At 40.6% G+C, this 21,487-nt stretch carries 22 protein-coding genes; 12 read left to right on the top strand and 10 right to left on the bottom strand.

Annotated elements, in window-relative coordinates:
- Nucleotides 1–85 precede the first annotated feature (85 nt).
- The 3 genes from topA (at nucleotide 86) to ACQ2HE_RS13660 (ending at nucleotide 4,196) form a co-directional block, all read left to right on the top strand.
- Nucleotides 86–2,671, top strand: coding sequence for a type I DNA topoisomerase (gene topA / locus ACQ2HE_RS13670; RefSeq protein WP_430895931.1), 2,586 nt, complete (start codon nucleotides 86–88; stop codon nucleotides 2,669–2,671).
- A 125-nt stretch (nucleotides 2,672–2,796) separates the two neighbouring features.
- Nucleotides 2,797–3,228 (top strand): YcxB family protein, encoded by a 432-nt coding sequence (locus ACQ2HE_RS13665; protein WP_430895933.1) that lies wholly within the window; start codon nucleotides 2,797–2,799, stop codon nucleotides 3,226–3,228.
- Between the two features lie 95 nt (nucleotides 3,229–3,323).
- A complete protein-coding gene (locus tag ACQ2HE_RS13660) occupies nucleotides 3,324–4,196 on the top strand; it encodes a transglutaminase-like domain-containing protein (RefSeq protein WP_430895935.1) in 873 nt (290 codons plus the stop codon).
- A 154-nt stretch (nucleotides 4,197–4,350) separates the two neighbouring features.
- On the opposite strand, the gene ACQ2HE_RS13655 is transcribed toward ACQ2HE_RS13660, so the two are convergent.
- From ACQ2HE_RS13655 to ACQ2HE_RS13645, 3 genes are read right to left on the bottom strand one after another with little or no spacing between them, the layout of a single operon-like run.
- Nucleotides 4,351–5,781 (bottom strand): Gfo/Idh/MocA family protein, encoded by a 1,431-nt coding sequence (locus tag ACQ2HE_RS13655; RefSeq protein ID WP_430895937.1) that lies wholly within the window; start codon nucleotides 5,779–5,781, stop codon nucleotides 4,351–4,353.
- Between the two features lie 45 nt (nucleotides 5,782–5,826).
- Nucleotides 5,827–7,236, bottom strand: a complete 1,410-nt coding sequence (locus ACQ2HE_RS13650; protein ID WP_430895939.1) for a Gfo/Idh/MocA family protein — start codon at nucleotides 7,234–7,236, stop codon at nucleotides 5,827–5,829.
- 14 nt (nucleotides 7,237–7,250) lie between these two features.
- The gene (locus ACQ2HE_RS13645; RefSeq protein ID WP_430895941.1) at nucleotides 7,251–7,661 is read right to left on the bottom strand and encodes an OsmC family protein; all 411 of its coding nucleotides are present in this window, start codon (nucleotides 7,659–7,661) and stop codon (nucleotides 7,251–7,253) included.
- Nucleotides 7,662–7,687: 26 nt separating this feature from the next.
- On the opposite strand from ACQ2HE_RS13645, the gene ACQ2HE_RS13640 reads away from it, so the two are divergent.
- Genes ACQ2HE_RS13640 through ACQ2HE_RS13630 form a run of 3 tightly spaced genes read left to right on the top strand, consistent with a single transcriptional unit; the run spans nucleotide 7,688 to nucleotide 9,542 of the window.
- Entirely contained in the window at nucleotides 7,688–8,020 is a 333-nt protein-coding gene (locus ACQ2HE_RS13640; protein WP_430895943.1) for a tRNA-binding protein, read from the top strand.
- A 6-nt stretch (nucleotides 8,021–8,026) separates the two neighbouring features.
- Nucleotides 8,027–8,530, top strand: a complete 504-nt coding sequence (locus tag ACQ2HE_RS13635) for a methylated-DNA--[protein]-cysteine S-methyltransferase (protein WP_430895945.1) — start codon at nucleotides 8,027–8,029, stop codon at nucleotides 8,528–8,530.
- Between the two features lies 1 nt (nucleotide 8,531).
- Nucleotides 8,532–9,542, top strand: a complete 1,011-nt coding sequence (locus ACQ2HE_RS13630) for a YhdH/YhfP family quinone oxidoreductase (protein ID WP_430895947.1) — start codon at nucleotides 8,532–8,534, stop codon at nucleotides 9,540–9,542.
- Here ACQ2HE_RS13630 and ACQ2HE_RS13625 read toward each other — a convergent pair.
- Both ACQ2HE_RS13625 and ACQ2HE_RS13620 read right to left on the bottom strand, forming a co-directional pair.
- On the bottom strand, nucleotides 9,539–10,033 hold the full coding sequence (locus ACQ2HE_RS13625; RefSeq protein WP_430895949.1) for a cytidine deaminase: 495 nt from the start codon (nucleotides 10,031–10,033) through the stop codon (nucleotides 9,539–9,541). The two genes, ACQ2HE_RS13630 and ACQ2HE_RS13625, sit on opposite strands and share 4 nt — an antisense overlap.
- Nucleotides 10,034–10,078: 45 nt before the next feature.
- Nucleotides 10,079–11,662, bottom strand: a complete 1,584-nt coding sequence (locus tag ACQ2HE_RS13620) for a S26 family signal peptidase (protein ID WP_430895950.1) — start codon at nucleotides 11,660–11,662, stop codon at nucleotides 10,079–10,081.
- A gap of 135 nt (nucleotides 11,663–11,797) precedes the next feature.
- On the opposite strand from ACQ2HE_RS13620, the gene ACQ2HE_RS13615 reads away from it, so the two are divergent.
- The gene (locus ACQ2HE_RS13615; RefSeq protein ID WP_430895952.1) at nucleotides 11,798–12,685 is read left to right on the top strand and encodes a MerR family transcriptional regulator; all 888 of its coding nucleotides are present in this window, start codon (nucleotides 11,798–11,800) and stop codon (nucleotides 12,683–12,685) included.
- On the opposite strand, the gene ACQ2HE_RS13610 is transcribed toward ACQ2HE_RS13615, so the two are convergent.
- Entirely contained in the window at nucleotides 12,675–13,838 is a 1,164-nt protein-coding gene (locus ACQ2HE_RS13610) for a sigma-54-dependent transcriptional regulator (protein ID WP_430895954.1), read from the bottom strand. The genes ACQ2HE_RS13615 and ACQ2HE_RS13610 overlap by 11 nt on opposite strands.
- A gap of 67 nt (nucleotides 13,839–13,905) precedes the next feature.
- Here ACQ2HE_RS13610 and ACQ2HE_RS13605 point away from each other — a divergent pair, with 67 nt between their 5' ends.
- A complete protein-coding gene (locus ACQ2HE_RS13605; RefSeq protein WP_430895956.1) occupies nucleotides 13,906–14,676 on the top strand; it encodes a DUF4846 domain-containing protein in 771 nt (256 codons plus the stop codon).
- A gap of 99 nt (nucleotides 14,677–14,775) precedes the next feature.
- The gene (locus ACQ2HE_RS13600) at nucleotides 14,776–14,913 is read left to right on the top strand and encodes a hypothetical protein (protein WP_430895958.1); all 138 of its coding nucleotides are present in this window, start codon (nucleotides 14,776–14,778) and stop codon (nucleotides 14,911–14,913) included.
- A 68-nt stretch (nucleotides 14,914–14,981) separates the two neighbouring features.
- On the opposite strand, the gene ACQ2HE_RS13595 is transcribed toward ACQ2HE_RS13600, so the two are convergent.
- A complete protein-coding gene (locus ACQ2HE_RS13595) occupies nucleotides 14,982–15,968 on the bottom strand; it encodes a pyruvate dehydrogenase complex E1 component subunit beta (protein ID WP_430895960.1) in 987 nt (328 codons plus the stop codon).
- A gap of 200 nt (nucleotides 15,969–16,168) precedes the next feature.
- Between ACQ2HE_RS13595 and ACQ2HE_RS13590 the strand changes: the two genes are divergently transcribed.
- Entirely contained in the window at nucleotides 16,169–17,176 is a 1,008-nt protein-coding gene (locus ACQ2HE_RS13590; RefSeq protein ID WP_430895962.1) for a YpdA family putative bacillithiol disulfide reductase, read from the top strand.
- A gap of 240 nt (nucleotides 17,177–17,416) precedes the next feature.
- Here the strand turns inward: ACQ2HE_RS13590 and ACQ2HE_RS13585 are convergent, their stop codons facing one another.
- Both ACQ2HE_RS13585 and ACQ2HE_RS13580 read right to left on the bottom strand, forming a co-directional pair.
- Nucleotides 17,417–18,268 (bottom strand): ChaN family lipoprotein, encoded by an 852-nt coding sequence (locus ACQ2HE_RS13585; protein ID WP_430895964.1) that lies wholly within the window; start codon nucleotides 18,266–18,268, stop codon nucleotides 17,417–17,419.
- Between the two features lie 6 nt (nucleotides 18,269–18,274).
- A complete protein-coding gene (locus ACQ2HE_RS13580) occupies nucleotides 18,275–18,811 on the bottom strand; it encodes a GNAT family N-acetyltransferase (protein WP_430895966.1) in 537 nt (178 codons plus the stop codon).
- A 45-nt stretch (nucleotides 18,812–18,856) separates the two neighbouring features.
- Here ACQ2HE_RS13580 and ACQ2HE_RS13575 point away from each other — a divergent pair, with 45 nt between their 5' ends.
- Nucleotides 18,857–19,627 carry a class I SAM-dependent methyltransferase gene (locus ACQ2HE_RS13575; protein WP_430895968.1) on the top strand — a complete coding sequence of 257 codons (771 nt, stop codon included), beginning with the start codon at nucleotides 18,857–18,859 and terminating at the stop codon, nucleotides 19,625–19,627.
- Nucleotides 19,628–19,758: 131 nt separating this feature from the next.
- On the opposite strand, the gene ACQ2HE_RS13570 is transcribed toward ACQ2HE_RS13575, so the two are convergent.
- The gene (locus ACQ2HE_RS13570) at nucleotides 19,759–20,940 is read right to left on the bottom strand and encodes an acetyl-CoA C-acyltransferase (protein WP_430895970.1); all 1,182 of its coding nucleotides are present in this window, start codon (nucleotides 20,938–20,940) and stop codon (nucleotides 19,759–19,761) included.
- A 41-nt stretch (nucleotides 20,941–20,981) separates the two neighbouring features.
- Between ACQ2HE_RS13570 and ACQ2HE_RS13565 the strand changes: the two genes are divergently transcribed.
- Nucleotides 20,982–21,470 (top strand): YdeI/OmpD-associated family protein, encoded by a 489-nt coding sequence (locus ACQ2HE_RS13565; protein WP_430895972.1) that lies wholly within the window; start codon nucleotides 20,982–20,984, stop codon nucleotides 21,468–21,470.
- Nucleotides 21,471–21,487 lie beyond the last annotated feature (17 nt).

Raw genomic sequence — 21,487 nt, 5'->3', positions numbered from 1 at the left:
TATCGGGCACCAATTTGTTGATTTCACCGTTATACACTAAAATTGCACGCCAACAGGCCTATAAAAACCGTTGTAATTCTAAAGTATGGCTAAGAATTTATTGATAGTGGAGTCTCCTGCGAAGGCCAAAACCATCGAAAAAATCCTAGGGAAGGATTTTGAAGTGAAGAGTTGTTTTGGACATATCCGGGATTTGGAAAAAGACGAAATGGGCATTGATGTTAAGAATAAATATCAACCTCGATATATTATCCCGGACGAAAAGGAACGTGTTGTAAGAGATTTAAAAAGTCTTGCCAAGAAATCGGAAGAAGTTTGGTTGGCAACGGATGAGGATCGTGAAGGGGAAGCCATTAGTTGGCATTTGTGTGAAGTGTTGGGTTTGGATCCTAGAACAACCAAACGAATTGTTTTCCACGAGATTACAAAACCGGCCATTAAAAAAGCGGTTGAGAATCCCAGAACAGTAAATATGGATCTGGTAAATGCACAGCAAGCCAGACGTATATTAGATAGAATTGTAGGTTTTGAATTAAGTCCGGTTTTATGGCGTAAAATGAGCATGCGCAACAACTTGAGTGCGGGTCGTGTTCAAAGCGTAGCGGTTCGGATTATTGCTGAAAGAGAACGCGAAATCAATGCCTTTCAATCGGTGAGTACATTCAAGATTGACGGATTATTTACTGCGAAAGATGTTTCCGGTCGATCTGTTACATTCAAAGCAGAAGGTAAAAAATACACAAATGAAGGTGATGCACAAAGTTTCTTACAGTCTTGTGTAGGTGCCAATTATAAAGTCACCGATATTCAAGTTCGTCCGGGGAAACGCTCTCCTGCTCCACCTTTTACCACATCAACATTACAACAAGAAGCTAGTAGAAAACTCGGCTATGGCGTGAGTAGAACCATGTTATTAGCTCAAAAGTTATATGAAAGTGGTAAGATCACGTATATGCGTACCGACAGTGTGAACTTAAGTGATACTGCTTTGGGTGACATCACCAACACAGTAAAAGGCATGTACGGTGAAGAATACCATCAATTCAGAAAGTTTAAGAATAAAAACGAAAGTGCACAGGAAGCGCACGAGGCCATTCGTCCTACTTATATGGAAGAAACTACGGTAGACGATGCCGATTGCAAGCGTTTGTACGAATTGATTTGGAAGCGTACGATGGCATGTCAGATGTCGGACGCTGAATTAGAAAAAACGACTGCAAAAATTAGTATTTCAACTAATAACGAAGAACTCAGTGCTACCGGTGAAGTATTGAAATTTGAAGGGTTTTTGAAAGTATACAGAGAAGACAGAGATGAAGACGAGGTAGATGAAAATGAAGATAACGAAGGCATGTTGCCTCCTTTGAGTGTGGGTCAGCAAGTTCCTCTAAAGGAATTGGTTGCTACTGAACGTTTTTCAAGACCTCAGCCTCGTTACACAGAAGCATCGCTGGTGAAGAAATTGGAAGAATTAGGTATTGGTCGACCTTCTACTTACGCTCCTACTATTTCTACAATTTTGAAGCGTGGTTATATTGAAAAAAGAGACAAAGAAGGGGTTAAACGTGAATACAGAGTTTTGACGTTGACCAATGATAAGATTGCCAAACAAGTGCTGTCAGAGAATACGGGAGCTGAGAAATCGAAGCTTTTCCCAAGTGATTTGGGATTGGTTGTTACGGACTTCTTGAAACAGTACTTTGATGATATCATGGACTATGGCTTCACGGCCAGAATTGAGGGAGAGTTTGACCTTGTGGCTGAAGGCAAAATGAAGTGGAACAATATGATTGACGAGTTTTATGTTCCTTTCAAAAAAGACGTAGACAATACCATTGAAACAGCAGAACGAATCAAGGGAGAACGAGAGTTAGGCATTGATCCGGCAAGCGGGAAGAAGATAGTGGCAAGGATGGGACGCTATGGCCCAATGGTTCAAATTGGAGATGTAAGTGATGAAGAAAAGCCTCGTTTTGCAGCTTTGAAAAAAGATCAGAGTATTGAAACGATTCAATTCGAAGATGCATTACAATTGTTCCAACTACCGAGAACGCTGGGTGAATACAATTCTCAGGAAGTAAGTGTGAATATTGGTCGTTTTGGTCCATACGTAAAATACGGCGAGCAGTTTATTTCGATTCCTAAAGGTGAAGAGCCTTTAGATGTAACAATGGATCGTGCTATTGAGTTGATCAAAGAGAAACAAGCTGCGGATGCCCCTATTTCATTGTATAATGGATTACCGGTAACAAAAGGAAAAGGGCGTTTTGGGCCTTTCATTAAGTGGAACGATATGTTCATCAATGTTCCAAAGAGATTTGATTTTGAGAATCTATCGAAGGCCGATATTGATGAGTTGATCGCTGCTAAAATTGAAAAAGAAGGCAATCGATATATTAAGCAATGGCCGGAAGAGAAAATTTCAATTGAAAATGGTAGATGGGGTCCATTTATCCGATTCCAGAAGAAGATGTTGAAGTTGGGAAGAAAAGCTGATGAATCGAAATATACTGCAGAAGAATTAGCGGATGTTGAATTGGATGTGATCAAAGCTATTATTGAAGCTCAAGTGCCAGGAGCATTTACTAAGAAAGATGCCAAGAAAAAAGCGGCACCCAAGAAAGCTGCCGCTAAAAAAGCAGCGCCTAAGAAAGCCGCCAAGAAGAAATAGGGATGTTTGAATTTCGGTACATATTAACCCAGGAAGAGTATCTAGCGTACAACTATTATACCGCCTGGAGTTCCCCAGATAAAAGGAAGTTTCGGTTGTACTATTTGTTTCGGGCATGGTTTTTCATGACAACGGCTCAAGTGATGTACTTGATCTTAGCTGATAAAATCTCTAACCTCCACTTTCTTTATTATATCGTTATAGCCCTAATATCGGGGCTATACGCTTTTTTAACCCCCTTCTCGGTTAAACGCACCATCCGTAAAAAGGTAGATCGAATGGTGAAAGAAAACAAGACGAGCTTTTTTGAAGACGAGACCATTTTAACCATCGGTGAATCAGGTATCGTTGATCGGGATCGATTGAGTGAAACAAGCTACAAGTGGGAAGCCATACAAAAAATTAGTTATACCAAACAAGCCGTTTACCTATATACTAATTCTCTTCAAGCGATCGTTTTACCGAATAGAGTAGTTTCGGAAACCAAGCAATTAAAGGAGTTGAAGCAATTTATTGATAGGCATTTGCCACTCAGCACAGAGGTTCTGGATCAATAAATTGTGGATATGTGGAAAATATTATATGATTAAGTTTTTTCCAATATCCGAAATTACACTTCGAAAACCAACCAACGTAGAAAATTCAAGATCCCATGGAAGAGAATAAGGAAATTCATGCTTTGTTTCATTTACTCGATGATCCTGATGAGGAAGTGTTCGGAGCAGTATCTACCCGCCTGATCGATTACGGCACTCGTATCATCCCCAACCTCGAACATCTATGGGAAAATACCGTTAGTGAACAAACGCAAGAGCGTATTGAAAACTTGATTCACAAACTTCATTATCGTGATTTGTGGGACGATGTGGTAGAATGGAATAAGAATGCTTACCAAGATCTTCTCACCGGAGCATTGCTTGTTGCGCGCTTTCAATACCCGGAACTGTCGACCGCACAAGTTTTTCAAGATGTAGAAAAACTTAGAAGGAATATTTGGCTAGAGTTGAACAGTTATCTTACGCCGCTTGAACAAGTGAACGTACTTACGAGTATCATCTATAACTATTTCAACTTAAAAGGCAGTGATCTGAATCATCAAAATACAGATGAGTTTCTGATTCACAAGGTATTGGAGACGAAGAGAGGAAATAATATTTCAAATGGGATATTATATTTGATCTTAGCTGAATTATTAGATGTGCCTATTCGTGCTGTTAATTTGCCGAGACAATTTATTCTTGGCTATTATAAAACAGAATATGATTTTACAAATTATCATGAAGAACCGACATACAAAGCAGAGTTCTTTATTGATCCTTTGAGCGGGCATGTTTTTACTCACAAAGACGTAGAGGAATACCTAAAACGAATCAACGCCACGCCTAATCCTAATTATTACAAAGCCTTAAACAATCGAGCCATTATTCAAATTTTATTGGATTCCTTCCAAAAATGTTTTCAAAATCCGAAACATCAATTCAAAGCTGACGAATTGAAACAGCTATCGAAATTGATCTCGGAATAAATTTTAAGTGCAGGGGTTTATTTGAAGAGGTTGCTGGTCACAGGGCAACCTCTTTTTTGTTTGAAACAATCTTCTACTGAATTTAACTGTAATAAGCATTACATAAAAAAAGTCACGCCAAGGCGTGACTTTCGTATAGAAAAGATTAGTAAGACTACATTGTTAGAGACCAGCCGTCGCGGTAATCGCGTTTTACAAATTGGTTGGCTTCGTCGAAGTTGGTAATCTTCATGTTCTTCGCATCCCACAAGAGTTTCTTTCTTCCGAGATACTTATCATCCCATCCTTTCAATTTGGGGTTCTTCATCATAAAGCTTCTAAGCGCCAAATTGCCGATCAAAATGCTTTCTGTGAAGGGTCCTGCATATTCAAAAGGTGAACTAGTAGTAGCATTACCATATCCAGCGATACAAGCATTGATCCATTGATGGTAGTGACCTTCTGTTACACGAGGAATGGTGATTGGAGGAAGTGTTTCCTTCATTTTCACGGTAGGCAATAAACGTGGATTGGCACCGTAACAATCGGCTAACAATTTACCTTTTGTTCCAATGAAAAGGACACCGCCATCCCAGTTACCGAATTTTTCTTCCGGTAGTAATTCATCCGGACGAATGGGTAGTAATCCACCATCGTACCAAGACACTTTAATGGTTCCTTTATTATCGGTTCTAGGATAACTCAAATGGATGATAGTTGAAGGTGGGCAAGCATCTTCATTTGGAGTATCATTCCACATTTCTTTCCAAATAGTGGCAACACTTGCTTCAACACTTTCAGGATACAGAATTGGCAAACAACGGAAAACAGGGTCCATGATGTGGCAAGCCATATCGCCCAAAGAACCTGTACCGAAAGCCCACCAACCTCTCCAATTGAAAGGCAAGTATGCAGGATTGTAATCAACCCATTTAGCCGGTCCTACCCATAGATCCCAATTCAATTCAGAGGGCACATCAAATTTACCGGTAGGAGTTGGAATACCCTGCGGCCAAACCGGTCTGTTTGTCCAACATTCTACTTTCGTAATTTCGCCAATCATTCCTGCGTCAATCAATTCTTTTGTTCTGCGCACACCGTCGCCACTTCCACCCTGGTTTCCCATTTGGGTAACAACTTTATATTTCTTTGCCGCTTCTGTAAGAATGCGCGCTTCATAAATATCGTGGGTAAGTGGCTTTTGTGTGTATACGTGCTTGCCGAGTTGCATGGCAGCCAAAGTGGCTACGGCGTGCGTATTGTCGGGGGTGGCGATATAGCAAGCATCAATATTATTCTTTTCTTTCTCCAACATTTCACGGAAGTCCTTGTAATACGCAGCTTTATCCCATTTTTTTCTAGAGCCTGCTGCTGCTTTATCACTAACATCACAAAGCGCTGTAATGGCCACTTTTGAATGTTTTGCGAATTCATTTAATCCAGATTCACCCATCCCTCCTACTCCGATTCCGGCCAAACGTAATTTGTCACTAGGTGCAACATAACCACGACCGAGTACGTGTCGAGGTACGATAAAGAAACCGGCTGCGGCTAAAGAAGAATTCCTGATAAAGGTTCTTCTGGAGTTTTGCTTTTTTTGTTTCATTGATTAATGTGTGTTTGTTGGTTACTTGTATTGAGATCGTTGATTTTAGAACTGTAATTTATAATTTCCACGATATTCACGCTTCACAAATTGATTAGCGGCATCAAAATTTGTTATGCGCATGTTTGGTCCATCCCACAGCAATTTTTTTCTGCCATTGAATTTCTCTCCTTCTTTGAAATTGAAGCTTCTGATTGCAAGATTTCCCATTAAAACTGTTTCTGTCAAAGGTCCTGCAATTCCAAAATGAGAACTGGTAAACGTACCGTATCCTTTTTTACAAGCATCGGTCCATTGTTTTTGATGACCCTCTACACCACCGGGAACCAAAGCTTGTTTAGGAGCAGGCAAATTCACCTCTTTCATTTTTCTAGTAGGCAATAAAGTTGGATTTCTTCCAAACAAACCTGCCATCAATTTTCCTTTGGTTCCTTCAAAGAGGATACCTCCATCCCATTCACCTAATTCCTCATCAGGTAATAATTCCGGTGGTCGAGAAGGAGTAATGCCACCATCGTACCAAATCATTTCTACGGCCGGCATAGAATCACGGGCCGGGAATTGAATGTGAATTTTAGAAGAAAGCGGATAACTATCATTGTAAAAAACTTCTTGGAAGAAGCCTGTATAGGTTCTTGTAACACTGCATTCAACAGCCGTTGGGTATCCGAGTTTTAAAGCTCGGAAAGGGACATCGATGAAGTGGCAACCCATATCACCTAAAGATCCGGTACCAAAATCAACCCATCCTCTCCAAATAGCAGGAAGGTAGGTTGGATTGAAGTCGCGATAAGGAGCTGTTCCTAACCAAAGATCCCAATCTACTTCTTTCGGAATATCAAATTTACCCTGAGGTTTGTCGATACCTTGCGGCCAAGTTGGTCTGTTGGTCCAAACGTGAACTCTGGTAACTTCACCAATAACTCCTTCTTGGATCCAGGTTTCTACTTTGCGAGTATCGTCGCCACTACTACCCTGATTTCCCATTTGGGTTACCACTCTATAACGTTCTGCGGCTTGTGTAAGAATGCGGGCTTCATGAATATCGTGGGTCAGTGGCTTTTCAACATATACATGTTTGCCGAGCTGCATTGCTGCAAGCGCTTGAACTGCGTGCATATGATCGGGAGTAGTCACAATTACTGCGTCAATGTTTTTATGTTCTTTGTCGAGCATTTCACGATAGTCGCGGTAATAAGGAGCTTTTGACCAGCGTTTCCGAGCATTTACTGCCATACGATCATCTACATCACAAAGCGCTACAATATTTTCGGCACCGTTATTCCAAGCGTAAGGAAGGTTAACTTCTGCCTTACCTCCGGCACCTATTCCGGCAATATTCAACTTATCACTTGGAGCGATATGGCCTCTGCCCAGCACATGTCGAGGAACAATAAAAAAACTACCGGCGGCAAGGCCTGTGTTTCTAAGAAACTTTCTTCTGTTTTGATTCATATGGCAATTTATAGTTAGATCAAACTCGCGTCGAGTGAAATTTCGGCATTCAAGAGTTTGCTGATAGGGCAATTTGCTTTTGCATCAGCAGCACATTCTTGAAATTTCGCTTCATCAATTCCGGGTATTTTAGCTTTTAGAACAAGTGCAGAACTTGTAACCGCACCATTATCTAAGGTTACTGTAGCAGTTGCATCTAATTCATCGGCTGTGAATCCTGCTGCACCCAATACAAAACTTAACTTCATCGCAAAGCATCCGGCATGCGCTGCAGCGATCAGTTCTTCAGGATTTGTATAAGTACCATCTTCAAACCTTGATTTAAAATCATAGGCTTGTCCATCCATTACTTTACTTTGAGTAGTCAAATGACCTTTGCCGTCTTTACCGGCACCTTTCCAAATAGCAGTTGCGGAACGTTTCATAATTTGCAGTTATAATAAATTTAAGAATGAGTATTACCTGGAGTGATTTTGAAAAAATCGACATCCGAGTTGGAACGATTCTGGAAGTTAACGAATTTCCGAAAGCAAAAAAGCCCGCTTATCAATTGTTAATAGATTTTGGGGAATTGGGCTTGAAGCGATCCTCTGCACAGATTACATTTTTTTATAATCGGGAAGCGTTAGTGGGTCGACAAATCATTGCCGTTGTAAATTTTCCACCCAAACAAATCGCAAATTTTATTAGTGAGTGTTTGGTACTCGGAGTGTACACAGAAGAAAAAAACGTAGTTTTATTGCAGCCCGACCAACCTGTTGCAAACGGATGGAAGATTGGCTAAACTAGAATGGAAGCCCTCTACACCTATTTTTACAAAACACCCATTGGCTACTTATGCATAGAGGCCAACGACGATGTTGTACATGGCATCAACTTTCTTGATGGCATTGAGCACCCTCCTGAAGCGAAAGTTCCTGAAAAGTATCCGGTTGTTTTGGAACAGATTTTGAAAGAGTTAGATGCTTACTTTTCAGGAAGACGATTGGTTTTTGAAACACCTTTCGATCAAAATGGAACCGTTTTTCAAAAAGAGGTTTGGAGTCGTTTAGTTCAAATTCCATTCGGTAAAACCATTAGTTATTTGGACTTAGCGAAACAATTAGGCGATACAAAAGTTATACGAGCCGCAGCCTCAGCAAACGGCAAAAATCACCTAGCGATAGTAGTGCCCTGCCACAGAGTAATTGGATCGAAGAATGATTTGGTGGGATATGCCGGAGGTTTGTGGCGAAAGCGGTGGTTGTTAGAGCACGAACAAAAATTCACTCACGGAGTTCAAACCCTATTCTAATATGAAGTTTAGAGCATTGATGATTCAAGAAAATGCAGGAAGCATACCCGCATTCGTAAGAGAAATTAAGGAGCGGAATTTGGAGGACTTGCCTAAAGGCGAGGTATTGATTAAGGTACTGTATTCTTCATTGAATTACAAAGATGCATTAAGCGCAAGCGGTAATAAAGGAATCACAAAAGTTTACCCTCATACGCCAGGTATCGATGCGGCAGGAATTGTTGAATTGAGTACCCATTCCGATTTTATTAGTGGAGATGAAGTGATCGTAACCGGATATGACCTCGGAATGAATACAGCCGGTGGTTATGGTGAATACATTCGTGTTCCGGCTCAGTGGGTGGTTCACAATCCGAATGGATTGAGCTTACAAGACTCGATGGTTTTGGGAACAGCAGGCATAACTGCTGCTATTGGCCTTTTCAAAATGCGCTCATTAGGATTTTCACCTAATCAAGGTACTGTTGTTGTAACAGGGTCTACCGGTGGCGTTGGCAGCATGGCAGTGGCGCTCCTCTCAAAACTGGGTTATGCTGTGAAAGCCGTTAGTGGAAAAGAGAATGCGGCAGAATACTTACATTTTCTTGGAGCCAAAGAAATTGCCCCAAGGAGCTTTGTAGATGATAGCAGCGGAAAAGCTTTAATAAAGCCAAAATGGGCCGGTGCATTTGACACAGTTGGTGGAAATGTGTTGGCAACACTTTTAAAAGGTTGTGGCTTAGAAGGAGTTGTTGTAAGTACCGGATTGGTTCAGTCGCCGGAATTGAAAACAACGGTTTTCCCATTTATTCTCAATGGAGTAAGTTTACTGGGCGTAGGCTCTGCCGAAACACCTCACGAAACAAAAGAACAGTTGTGGCAATTACTTGCCGGTGAATGGAATATCTCAGATAAGTTTCAAGCAATTTCCAAAGTAGTTAGCTTAGAAGAGCTATCAGATATTTATATTGATAAAATTCTTCGAGGAGAAATCATGGGAAGAGTAGTTGTGAAACATGCCCACCAGTCTTAGTCTTTCAGAACAGCGCCCGAAAATGCCAATGGGAGTAAATCAGCTGCGCGATTGATCAAATATATTTGCCCACTTTGGCCTGTGAGCAATATTTGAATTGGAGTTGAAGTGCGCTCTTCGAACTCAAACATCGCTTGGCGGCACATTCCACATGGCGAAATAGGTGTATCAGAACGTTCATTTGGGCGGTGATTGAAATAGGAAATAGCCATCACCTTAATTCCTACTTCCGGGAACACTGTTGCCGCTGCAGACAATAAGGTTCGCTCTGCACAAATACCAATTGGGTAAGAAGCATTTTCTTGGTTGGTGCCTTTAATGATCTCCCCATTATTCAATAGGGCAACTGCACCTACATGAAAATGAGAGTAGGGCGCATATGATATCTTCGTTTGTTCGCGCGCCTGAATAATTAAGGGCTGAAGGTTTGCAGGAACTTGTTCCAAACTTTCGAAAACTTGCCAACTAAAATGAATGCTTTGTATAGACATAAAAAAATCCTCTGTTTAGAGAGGATTAAAGTTAGTTAATTTTATTTATCGTATGATGTTGAACAATCGTTTCCAGCGAATACCATTGTCGAGGCTCAACCAAATTAAAGAGGCTTTACCAACGATATGATCTTCAGGTACAAACCCCCAGAAGCGACTGTCCTGCGAACGATGGCGGTTGTCTCCCATCATCCAATAATAGTCCATCTTAAAAGTATAGGTTGATGCTTCTTTGCCATTGATGAAAATTTTACCGTCTCTTTCTTCCCATTTGTTTTGTTCGTAAACAGTGATTGCACGTTTATAGAACGCAATGTTTTTCTTGGAAAGTTCAATAATAGCTCCTTTTTTAGGTACGCCCAACGGTCCAAAATTATCAATTGACCAATTAGCAACAGAAGTATCACGAGGGAAAATAAGGTAATTGGCCGGATTGATTTCAGGAGTAACAGATACTACACCTGGAACTTTTTTAATCAATTCTAACTCGGAAAGCGTAAGATTAACTTCATACTGATTGGCAGAAACACTCATAAAATCAGACTCATCTGCCGTTTCTTTGATTTGGATTCCGGCTTTCCTGAGCATTTCCCCGTCAATTTGAGTATTCGTTTGAACCAAATAGTTTTTTGCTGATCCGGGGGCTAAGAAAGCTTTTTCCCCATTTACATAAAGGATCCCTTCTTTTATTTCCAACGTATCACCGGGGATACCAACACAACGTTTTATATAGTTCTCTCTTTTATCTACCGGTCTTGTTCTAACGGTATATTGATCCCACACGTCATTACGAGCAATTTCATAGGCTTGAGCCGCCCTTTGCTTCGCATCCGGGAATTGCTTAACAAAGGCAGCAGTACCCATTAATTGAGTAACACGTGCATCAATCATATCGTAATATGGAATTTTAGAATCTTCTTCTAAAGTAAGCGTATCGCCGGCAGGGAAATTAAACACTACTACATCATTTCTTTTAACAGGAGAGCCGAACCATCTTGTATAGGGAATATAAATCAGTTCGCTGTAAGATTTGGTATTTAGTATCGGTAATGTGTGGTGAACAAAAGGTATTGACAAAGGAGTGTTTGGGATTCTTGCACCATAACTCGACTTACTCACGAATAAGAAATCATTCACGAGCAATGTTTTTTCCATTGATCCGGTTGGGATTGTGTAAGCCTCAAAAACAAATGTTCTGATAAGGGTGGCAGCTACAATGGCAAAAACTGCCGCATCGAGCCATTCACGAGCAGAAGACTTTTTATAAGCCTTTACTGCCTCTACTCCAACAAAACGGTCTTTTTTGTTTGTTCCAATGTATGCAAAATAGATAGGTGCTAAAAGGGAGGCCATGGTATGTTCCAAAAACGTAAACTTCCCAAATGGCTTAACAAATTCTATATATATACCTAGTGTAATAAACCAACCTACAACGGGGATGAACTGCCAAAAGAACCAATGTTTGGGTCGTTTCGCAATTTGGATCATCGTAAACGTATTGTAAAAGGGCACCCAAGCTTTCCAAGAAGCCACGCCTGCCTTTTTAAACATACCAGAAGCTCCAAATGCGGGGAGCATGTTTAACAGTAGGGTAATTAGAATTACGGTCATTAAATCGTTGGAACTCATGCAAGTAATTTTATAAATCCTGTCAAAAATACCATATTAAATTGGCACTCAGCAGGCAGAATATTGATTTTTTGCCCATTTGGGGCAGGTTAACAATATATTTGTTGCATCATTTGGGATAATATTACAGGAAAGATGGTACAATTCAGCATCGCCGATATAGAAAACCTAACAAATATCAAAGCACACACGCTTCGAATTTGGGAACAGAGGTATCCTGTTTTCAAGCAAACGCGACGTCCTTCAGGACATCGCGTTTATTCCAGCGATGATTTGAAGCAATTGTTAAGGATCGCCTGGTTGTACCATAATGGATGTAAGATCTCCGAAATCATGTCGCTATCGGAAGACGAACAGAGAACAAAGGCATTGGGAGTTGATCAAAACAATTTAGAGAACAGCCAATTGGTGAATCAGCTCTTGGAGGCTTCTATCGACCTAGATGAAATTGCATTTAGTGAGGTAGCCGATTCGGTAGTTCTATCCTATGGGTTTAAAAAAGCAATGTTAGATGTTTTCTTTCCTTTCTTGAATAAAGTTGGTCTGTTTTGGCTCACCGGGCATATTACTCCGGCCCAAGAACATTTTGCGAGCTACACCATTATGCGAAAGCTAATTGTTGCAATCGATAAGTTAACGCCGGTGAGAACTGGTAAAGGCCGATTGGTTTTACTCTTTACTCCTGTTGGAGAAACACATGAATTACCGCTGCTTCTTATTCAAGGAATGCTGAAGCAGGCCGGGGTTAGAATACTGTATGCTGGAGTACAAGTTGATACAAAAACATTGAATTATTTAATTAATTACAAGGGAGTTAAAGAATGTTACTTTAATTTAATTACAAATTCTTGTAAACCTCCCATTCAAGAACTGTTTGACGAACTTTCAGCTAAAAACGCAGACGTAGAATTCTATTTTTCCGCGAACAGTTATCTTCTAGAAGGCATAAAAAATCCGTCGAATTTCCATTACTTGAAAAGCCCGGCGGATATAGATGCTTATATTGAAACCATTATTTCTTAGGAAGAACGTACGACTCTACATCGTCACGTGAAATGGTTTTACCCGAGAGAATAATCAAACGCTCTACAACGTTTCTTAATTCTCGAATATTACCAGTCCAATTGTGTTGTTGCAATCCCTCCACCGCCGCGGGTTCAATTTGTTTTTTGGCGATCCCATAGTCTGTACAGATATCCCCAAGGAATTTTTCAACCAAAAGCGGAATATCGTCTCTTCGATCGTTTAAAGAAGGAACATGAATCAAAATCACGCTCAGGCGGTGATATAGGTCGAGACGGAAATTTTTCGCATCTACTTCTTCCAATAGATTTTTATTTGTTGCGGCTACAACTCGCACATCCACACTAATGTCCTTATCACCTCCAACGCGCGTTATCTTTCCTTCTTGAAGGGCACGCAACACTTTTGCTTGCGCACTAAGGCTCATATCTCCAATTTCGTCAAGAAAGAGCGTACCACCACTGGCTTGTTCGAATTTTCCAATGCGCTGTTTTACAGCAGATGTAAAGGATCCTTTTTCGTGGCCAAACAATTCACTTTCGATTAGTTCACTTGGAATGGCTGCACAGTTTACTTCAATAAGCGGTCCTGTATTTCGATTGCTTTTTTCGTGAACCCATCGAGCCACTAACTCCTTTCCTACTCCATTTTCACCGGTCACGAGAATCCTTGCATCGGTTGGTCCAACTTTCTCGATGGTATCTTTTATTTTTAAAATAGGCCCCGATTGACCAATCATTTCTTCCACTTTACTCACCTTGCGTTTGAGCACTTTGGTTTCAGCCACCAAATTGGTTTTGTCCATGGCGTTTCGGATCGTGATCAACAAGCGGTTGAGATCCGGTGGCTTGGAAATGTAGTCGTAGGCACCCTTTTTAACTGCTTCTACAGCGGTTTCTATGGTTCCGTGGCCGGAAATCATAATTACCGGTACATCCGGATTTACTTCGCGGCTCTTATCAAGAAACTCAATTCCATCGAGTTTGGGCATTTTGATGTCACACAAGACTACATCAAAGGTTTTCTCTTTGAATTTCTTCAACCCTTCTTCGCCGTCACCGGCTTCTTCAATTTTATATCCTTCGTAGCTCAGAATTTCCGAAAGGGTTTTTCTGATCGCTTTCTCGTCGTCAATAATCAAAATCGAACTCATGTTTAACAAAATTTTTCTATGGATTTAGTGCGAGGCCGCATCAAGGATGCGTTACAAAAATACAACTATGTTTCGGAACCTTATTAAGGCAATAAGTTTGCCACTTTTTTTGGGGCTTCCATTGGTTGCGTGTACCAACGGGAATAGTACCACCATAAAATTTTCTGCAAAGGCGATCCAAAAAGTTTGTGAGATTCCTCTTCCGGCCGGATATTCGAGGGTTGTTTACGACAGTGCCAGTTTTAGCTATTGGTTGCAACAATTCGCTTTAAAATCCGATCCAACCGTTTATTTGTACAATGGTGATCGTAAACGAAATCAATGGCCTTCATTTGCAGTTCTTAATATCAGTACGGGAAATAAAGATCTACAACAGTGTGCAGACGCTGTGATGCGGTTAAGAGCAGAATATTTGTATGAAAAGAAGACCAAGGGGCCGATCCTTTTCTTCGACAACAATAGGAAAGAGTACCGATTCTCGGTTACGGGTAGTCGTACCGAATTCAACAAATACCTAGAACATGTTTTCAGTTGGTGCGGAACATTGAGTTTAGCTAGTCAATTGAAAGCCAAGAAGAGTTTGGAAGCAATTCGCCCGGGAGATGTATTTATAAAGGGAGGGAGCCCCGGCCATGCCGCGATGGTAATGGATGTTGCTGAAAACAATGCAGGTGATAAAATTTTTTTATTAATGAACAGCTATATGCCTGCACAGGACATGCACATCGTAAAAAACCCAAGTAGCAGCACATTAAGTCCATGGTACTCAATTCGTCAGAAACCCAGATTTGAGCTACCGGAATGGGTTTTTTACGAAAATCAGTTAATGGAATGGTAAGGGTTCTCTTGTAAATTTCTGCATTAGGAAAGCTCAGGGCTTGCATTTCCTCGATTTGGCTTGTATTTTAGCCTCATTATTCATCCAATACAATTATCTATGAAATCGACCGTAAAACTGCAACCCGTTCCTCATGTAGGTAACGTGATTATGAAACTCGCTTTTTTAGGCGGTATGACGATCGGCGCAATGTATGTTTTTGTGTTGCTGTTCGCCCGAATCACTCAATCATTTTAAGTTACAATGGTCAATAAAAAAGACCCCGGATTGTAGTCCGGGGCTTTTTTTTATCCGTTATAAGGGAATTACTTTTTCATGTACATAACTTCTTTCACCAGATTTACTGTTTTTGGAACGTCTGGTAAAGCAGCAGCCACTAAATTAGGAGCATAGTGTAAAGGAGCATCTGCGGCTGTGATACGACGAATTGGAGCGTCTAAATAATCGAATCCTTCTTTTTGAATTCTGTAAGCAATTTCAGATGATACAGAACACATAGGCCATTGTTCGTCTACAATTACCAAACGATTGGTTTTCTTCACACTTTCCAAAATTGTCATCCAGTCGAGTGGACGGATGGTTCTCAAGTCAATTACCTCTGCACTGATTCCTTCTTTTTCTAATTCTGCAGCAGCACCCAAGGCTACTTTCATCATCTTGTTATAAGAAACGATGGTAACATCGCGTCCTTGCTTCTTAACATCGGCTTTTCCGATTGGAATGATGTACTCTTCTTCAGGCACTTCTCCCTTATCGCCGTACATCAATTCACTTTCCATAAACATAACCGGGTCATTATCGCGAATTGCGGCTTTCATCAACCCTTTGGCATCGTATGCATTAGAGATTGAAATAACTTTAATACCGGGAATATTCGCATAATAGCTTTCAAATGCAGTAGAGTGTTGTGCTCCCAACTGACCGGCAGAACCGTTCGGGCCTCTAAAAACGATTGGGCAGCTCACTTGACCACCACTCATTGCTAACATCTTAGAAGCTGTATTCAAAATTTGATCCAACGCCAATACGGCGAAGTTCCAAGTCATGAATTCAACAATTGGACGCAAACCATTTTGAGCAGCACCTACCCCAATTGCAGCGAACCCTAACTCAGCAATCGGCGTATCGATCACCCTTTTGGGTCCGAACTCATCCAACATACCCTGACTTACTTTATAAGCTCCATTGTATTCAGCCACTTCTTCACCCATCAAAAATACATTAGGGTCTCTTCTCATCTCTTCACTCATTCCTTCGCGAAGTGCTTCTCTAATAGTAATAATTCTTGCCATATTAGCGAACGTTTCAGTTTTTAAGTTGCCCCCAACTCAATTTGGGTTTGCGAACGCAAAAATATTGTTTGCACGGCAATGGGGCAAATATTGTTTTTAAACCGTGTTTCTGTTTAAAAACAATACAAATTTAGCCCAAAAATGATCATTATTCCGCTGAAAATCACTTATTGAGGCATCCTTGGTATCTTTGCAAGGCTATGGCAAAAACGCAACATTTCAGTATCGTTATTGTAGGTGGCGGTCCCATTGGGCTCACCTGTGGTTTGGAAGCACAAAAATCGAAGATCGATTATGTAATCTTGGAGAAAGGGTGTTTGGTAAACTCCTTGTACAATTACCCGGCAAACATGACTTTTTTTTCCACTTCGGAGCGATTGGAAATTGGAGGTGTACCCTTTGTAAGTAATAACCCGAAGCCAACCCGCGCCGAAGCACTGGAATATTACCGGAGAGTAGCCGTAGGCAGTAATTTGAATATCCGTCTTTTTGAACCAGTGGTCAAAATACAGCGTTTGAAAGATCAAAAAGCGCGCTTTCGAATAAATAGTGAAAAAGGCATTTATACCTGCGATCATGTTGTGATTGCAACCGGTTTTTATGATATCCCCTATTTATTAGACGTCCCTGGTGAGCATTTGCCAAAAGTGACCCATTATTATAAAGACCCGCATTTTTACGCCATGCAAAAAGTATTAGTGGTTGGAGCCAGTAATTCTGCAGTAGATGCAGCTTTGGAGACTTGGCGAAAAGGTGCCGATGTGACCATGGTGGTTAGAAAGGAAGAAATTGGGCAAAGAGTGAAATATTGGGTTAGACCCGATATTGACAACCGGATCAAGGAAGGGAGCATCAAAGCTTTTTTCAATAGTGAAGTATCGGCGATTGATGAAACCAGTGTTACTATCAAAACCCCAGAAGGGAAGGTTTCCATACCCAATGATTGGGTTATCGCTTTAACCGGTTATCAACCCGATTTGAGTTTTTTAAAGAAAATAGGTATAGAGCTGTCGAAAGATGAAGTGAAGAAGCCCACGTATAACGAAAAGACTCATGAAACAAATGTCCCCCATTTGTATTTAGCAGGGGTAATATGCGGTGGAATGAACACTCACCGATTGTTTATTGAGAACTCAAGAGTGCATGCGGAGATGATCCTAAAGCATATTAGAAAATCAAGAAGAAAACCTGCAGACAGGAGTAATTAAGAATTAAGAGTTAAATAATTAAAAATTAGGCACCTATTACCATTATTGATAACAAAGATGTGTTTGTCTTCGCATCCTTTTTTTCCTGAATCTGCCGCGCTTTTTTTATTTATCGCTCCTCTTTTCCTCGTCTCCTCTTTCCTCTTAAAAGGCACCTTCCTCGTTCCTCCTTTCCTCGTCTCCTCTTTCCTCTTAAAAGGCACCTTCCTCGTTCCTCTTTTCCTCGTCTCCTCTTTCCTCTTAATAAGTATTCGTCATGTCTTCATCCACCACAATGATAAAGTCAGCTGTATTCCTGTGTTCGGCTTCCATTTTATCGAGCTCTTTTTGAGTTACAATTGTGATGGTCAAGATTTTGAGCGTTGGTTGCTTTTGCCAGAGGTACCAACAAATACCGTCATGGTTTTCGGAATGAAATGACCCGTTGTAATGCAAAAACAAGGAGCCTTCCGTTCTGTATTTTAAAATATTGTAGGCCATCGTGGCATCTTTCAGGGCTTGCGCTTTTGGAAGATTCGATCCTCCATGCCCTTTCATCATTTCGATCATTTTGGTATAGCCGGGCAATGTAGAATCGTAAGCGATTGGAAGTGGTGGCATCCATGCTTTTTGGATGTTGGGGAGTGTATCCAAAGCGGCAAAACCACCCTTGGCTACTAATGAAGCGTATCTACGTGGAACATTGGTAGCAGCAAAGAACAAATTTTGTTGCTTAGCAAAATTCACGATTGGTGCATAGTCTGTTGGATAATTCTTCCACAAACGCGCCGATGAGTCTAGTCCTTTTGCACTGATCTTTCCTTGCACATACGCTGTAAGTGCTTCTTGATTGTCGGTCTCAAACATTTCAGCGCCAAAAACAAGAGATCGTTTGGCTGCCAAGTCCTTTGCTACTTCTAGCTCTAACCAGTGTGCAATGGAATTGTTGTGCAATTCACCAAACATTACGATATCTGCACCGGAGATGGCTTTGATCATTTTACCATAATTGGTTTTCTTGCCATTAGAATTGAATATCTGATAAGGCAGCTTCACTTGTGCACGAACACAAATTGATAGGCCCAGCAAACCAAGTAAAATGACTTTTTTCATTTTGAATTATTTGTTGGAAGTTAATTTATTTTTCAGAACCTTGGTCATAACAAAATCATCTTGCAGATCTGTTCCTAACAGAAAAGTTTGTGTTCCTGTAATTTCAAAGCCCCATTTTTTGTAGAACCGAATCGCTTTTTCATTCTCTTGCCAAACAATCAAGTAAATTTCTGAGGCATCGAATTCAGCTGCTCTGTCGTGTGCTTTTTGCATCAATTGATGTCCTAAACGGGTACCGTATGCTTCACGAAGAATATAAATTCTAGCCAGTTCTATACAGTCGCCTCTTCTTCCGTACTTATCTAAAATCGCTAATTTTAAATAGCCTTTTAATATACCATTAGAGTCAACAGCGCCATAGAACTCAAAATCGGGGTTGTTGAATTCATCTATAAGTTTTTCAATAGCAAAACGGGTGCTAAGAAACAAAGCCATGTCTTCTTCAGTATTGAATTCTGAATAAGCTTCTTTAAAAGTTTCTCGGCTAAGATGAGCCAGGTCTAAAGCACTGTCGTGATTTAATTTAATAATATCAAAACTCATTTCACTAAATTCGTTTTAATTCTTTAGCTCACCAAAACAGAAAACATGAAAAGATCGTACTGGGAAGACATAGCGCCGAAGTATGAAGAAGAGATATTTGATGTTAGGAAGCATGATAAAAAGAAGAAGATTGAAAAGGCATTAAAGAAATACAGTGCAAATGCAAAGTCGATCATCGATATCGGTTGTGGTGTAGGGAAATGGCTCTCATTTCTTTCACAATTGAGTTTAGAAGTCACCGGAGTTGATATTTCACAAAAAAATCTTGACATCTGTCAATCTACCTACACAAACTTACCAGTACATTATAAGCGAATCGACTTTTGTATCCCTAACATTGTTGAACACACCTACAACTTAGCGCTTTGTGTAAATGCCGTTTTGATAGCCGACCATCAGAAGCGTTCAATTTTCTTCAAAAACATAGCATCAACAGTATCCGAAAATGGCTATTTACTACTAGTCGTACCGTCATTAGAGTCGAAGTTATGGGCTGAACAATTGGGATTCCAATTGAACATTGATCGTTTTCGAAGCATCACTTATCAAGGTCAAGAAGCCGAGAAAATTGCCAATAATATTCGTCAAGGTGTTTGGGATATTGATGAAGAACCAACCAAACACTTCTTAGAACAAGAATTAGACTATACATTACATGAATTAGGCTTTACGATCATTAAGAGAGAAAAAATTGAATACGATTGGAGCACAGAGTTTTTTAATCCCCCAAAGCATTTGGGAGCACCCTACCCCTTCGATTGGTTCTTTGTTGCTCAAAAAAATACCCCGCAAAGTTTGCGGGGTACGATCAAATAATTGATATAGGATTTTAAAACGACGGTTGACAACTGTTTCCATATTGTCAGAACAAAACTACACTTGGTTTTAAAAATCCTTTATGAAGCCTATCAAATAGAAAGATGATTTTAGACTCTTGACAATGTGAATTATTTATGCAATCTTATCACCATTGCAGAAGCACCACCTCCTCCATTACAAATTCCGGCAGCACCAATTGACTTATTGTTTTTTGCCAAAACATTGATCAAAGTAACGATGATGCGAGCACCGCTGCAACCCAAAGGATGCCCAAGCGAAACTGCTCCACCGTGAACATTTACTTTTGAAGGGTCAATACCGAGGCGTTTGGTATTTTCAATACCTACCACACTGAAAGCTTCGTTGAGTTCCCAAAAATCGACTTCATCATTTGACAATCCCGCTTTTTTCAGCGCCTTTGGCAAGGCCAGTGCAGGCGTAGTGGTGAACCATTCAGGAGCCTGTTCAGCATCGGCATGCGATACAACGGTAGCAAGTGGTTTCAATCCGAGTTCTTTTGCTTTCTCTGCACTCATAAGTACCAATGCAGCTGCTCCATCGTTCATGGTAGACGCATTGGCGGCTGTAACGGTGCCATCTTTTATAAACGCAGGATTCAAACTAGGAATCTTATCAAACTTCACATTAAAGGGTTCCTCATCTTTATCAAAAACTAAGGGATCACCTTTTTTCTGAGGAATCAACACAGGAACAATCTCGTTTTTAAAAGATCCATTTTCCCAAGCGGCTTGACTTCTTTTGTAACTTTCGATAGCAAATTCATCTTGATCATTTCGAGAAATATTGCATTCTCTTGCGCACAGTTCAGCGGCTATTCCCATTGCTTTTCCGTCATAAACATCGGTCAATCCGTCTTTTGCCAAACCATCGATGGCATTCACATTGCCGTATTTATTTCCCCAACGCATCGAATCTAAGTAAAACGGAACATTACTCATGCTTTCCATACCTCCTGCAACCACAATTTCAGCATCGCCTAAAGCAATCGCTTGTGCAGCTTGCGCAATCGCTTTCATCCCACTAGCACACACTTTATTGACAGTGGTACAATTCACATGATTAGGAAGACCTGCAAACTTGGCTGCTTGGCGAGCAGGGGCCTGACCTAAATTGGCTTGGATCACACAACCCATGTAAACATCGGTAATTTGATCGGGTTGAATTCCGGCACGCTCTACCGCACCTTTAATAGCAACGGCTCCAAGTTGAGTAGCGCTAAAACCTTTTAACGAACCACCAAATGAACCCATGGGCGTTCTCACTGCAGAAACGATAACAACTTCTTTCATATGAATCGATTAGATTTGACTTTATCTTTCAAAGATAACACTTGTTAGTATCTATGCAAGCTTCTTATTCAGAAAATGCCTTTATAAAGGGAGAATTCATAATTGAAAGGTTTCCGGGAAAGGGGGGATGGTATTACGTGGCCTTGCCTGGGATAAAAACAGCCCAAAATCAGCCATTTGGGTGGCGAATTGTAAAAGGCAGTATAGATAACTACAATTTCGAACAATATCACCTGATGCCGATGGGAAATGGATCGCTATTCTTGCCAATTAACGCTGCAGTTCGAAAGAAAATCAAAAAAACGGTTGGCGACCGTGTAAGTATTACTTTGTTTGAGGATGAAGGAATACCTGCGATACCTGATTATTTAAAAGACAGTTTATCATTCGAGCCTGTATTATGGAAAGAATTCGAAGCTCAAACTACGGCCTTCCAGAGGGCCTGGATCAAGAAAATTGAGGATGCAAAAACAGAAGATGGAAAATCAAAGAGGATATTGGATCTTATACAAACTCTAGAAAAGAAATAAAACCGATTGAACTTTCA

This window comes from Endoryza foliicola (assembly GCF_050589245.1).
GTDB lineage: Bacteria > Bacteroidota > Bacteroidia > Chitinophagales > Chitinophagaceae > Endoryza > Endoryza foliicola.
This window is presented reverse-complemented; position numbering and strand designations above follow the sequence as displayed.

Excerpts from the sequence above, each read along its gene's own strand:
- topA (WP_430895931.1), top strand. The coding sequence starts at position 86 with ATGGCTAAGAATTTATTGATAGTGGAGTCTCCTGCGAAGGCCAAAACC.
- ACQ2HE_RS13665 (WP_430895933.1), top strand. The coding sequence starts at position 2,797 with ATGACAACGGCTCAAGTGATGTACTTGATCTTAGCTGATAAAATCTCT.
- ACQ2HE_RS13660 (WP_430895935.1), top strand. The coding sequence starts at position 3,324 with ATGGAAGAGAATAAGGAAATTCATGCTTTGTTTCATTTACTCGATGAT.
- ACQ2HE_RS13655 (WP_430895937.1), bottom strand. The coding sequence starts at position 5,781 with ATGAAACAAAAAAAGCAAAACTCCAGAAGAACCTTTATCAGGAATTCT.
- ACQ2HE_RS13650 (WP_430895939.1), bottom strand. The coding sequence starts at position 7,236 with ATGAATCAAAACAGAAGAAAGTTTCTTAGAAACACAGGCCTTGCCGCC.
- ACQ2HE_RS13645 (WP_430895941.1), bottom strand. The coding sequence starts at position 7,661 with ATGAAACGTTCCGCAACTGCTATTTGGAAAGGTGCCGGTAAAGACGGC.
- ACQ2HE_RS13640 (WP_430895943.1), top strand. The coding sequence starts at position 7,688 with ATGAGTATTACCTGGAGTGATTTTGAAAAAATCGACATCCGAGTTGGA.
- ACQ2HE_RS13635 (WP_430895945.1), top strand. The coding sequence starts at position 8,027 with ATGGAAGCCCTCTACACCTATTTTTACAAAACACCCATTGGCTACTTA.
- ACQ2HE_RS13630 (WP_430895947.1), top strand. The coding sequence starts at position 8,532 with ATGAAGTTTAGAGCATTGATGATTCAAGAAAATGCAGGAAGCATACCC.
- ACQ2HE_RS13625 (WP_430895949.1), bottom strand. The coding sequence starts at position 10,033 with ATGTCTATACAAAGCATTCATTTTAGTTGGCAAGTTTTCGAAAGTTTG.
- ACQ2HE_RS13620 (WP_430895950.1), bottom strand. The coding sequence starts at position 11,662 with ATGAGTTCCAACGATTTAATGACCGTAATTCTAATTACCCTACTGTTA.
- ACQ2HE_RS13615 (WP_430895952.1), top strand. The coding sequence starts at position 11,798 with ATGGTACAATTCAGCATCGCCGATATAGAAAACCTAACAAATATCAAA.
- ACQ2HE_RS13610 (WP_430895954.1), bottom strand. The coding sequence starts at position 13,838 with ATGAGTTCGATTTTGATTATTGACGACGAGAAAGCGATCAGAAAAACC.
- ACQ2HE_RS13605 (WP_430895956.1), top strand. The coding sequence starts at position 13,906 with ATGTTTCGGAACCTTATTAAGGCAATAAGTTTGCCACTTTTTTTGGGG.
- ACQ2HE_RS13600 (WP_430895958.1), top strand. The coding sequence starts at position 14,776 with ATGAAATCGACCGTAAAACTGCAACCCGTTCCTCATGTAGGTAACGTG.
- ACQ2HE_RS13595 (WP_430895960.1), bottom strand. The coding sequence starts at position 15,968 with ATGGCAAGAATTATTACTATTAGAGAAGCACTTCGCGAAGGAATGAGT.
- ACQ2HE_RS13590 (WP_430895962.1), top strand. The coding sequence starts at position 16,169 with ATGGCAAAAACGCAACATTTCAGTATCGTTATTGTAGGTGGCGGTCCC.
- ACQ2HE_RS13585 (WP_430895964.1), bottom strand. The coding sequence starts at position 18,268 with ATGAAAAAAGTCATTTTACTTGGTTTGCTGGGCCTATCAATTTGTGTT.
- ACQ2HE_RS13580 (WP_430895966.1), bottom strand. The coding sequence starts at position 18,811 with ATGAGTTTTGATATTATTAAATTAAATCACGACAGTGCTTTAGACCTG.
- ACQ2HE_RS13575 (WP_430895968.1), top strand. The coding sequence starts at position 18,857 with ATGAAAAGATCGTACTGGGAAGACATAGCGCCGAAGTATGAAGAAGAG.
- ACQ2HE_RS13570 (WP_430895970.1), bottom strand. The coding sequence starts at position 20,940 with ATGAAAGAAGTTGTTATCGTTTCTGCAGTGAGAACGCCCATGGGTTCA.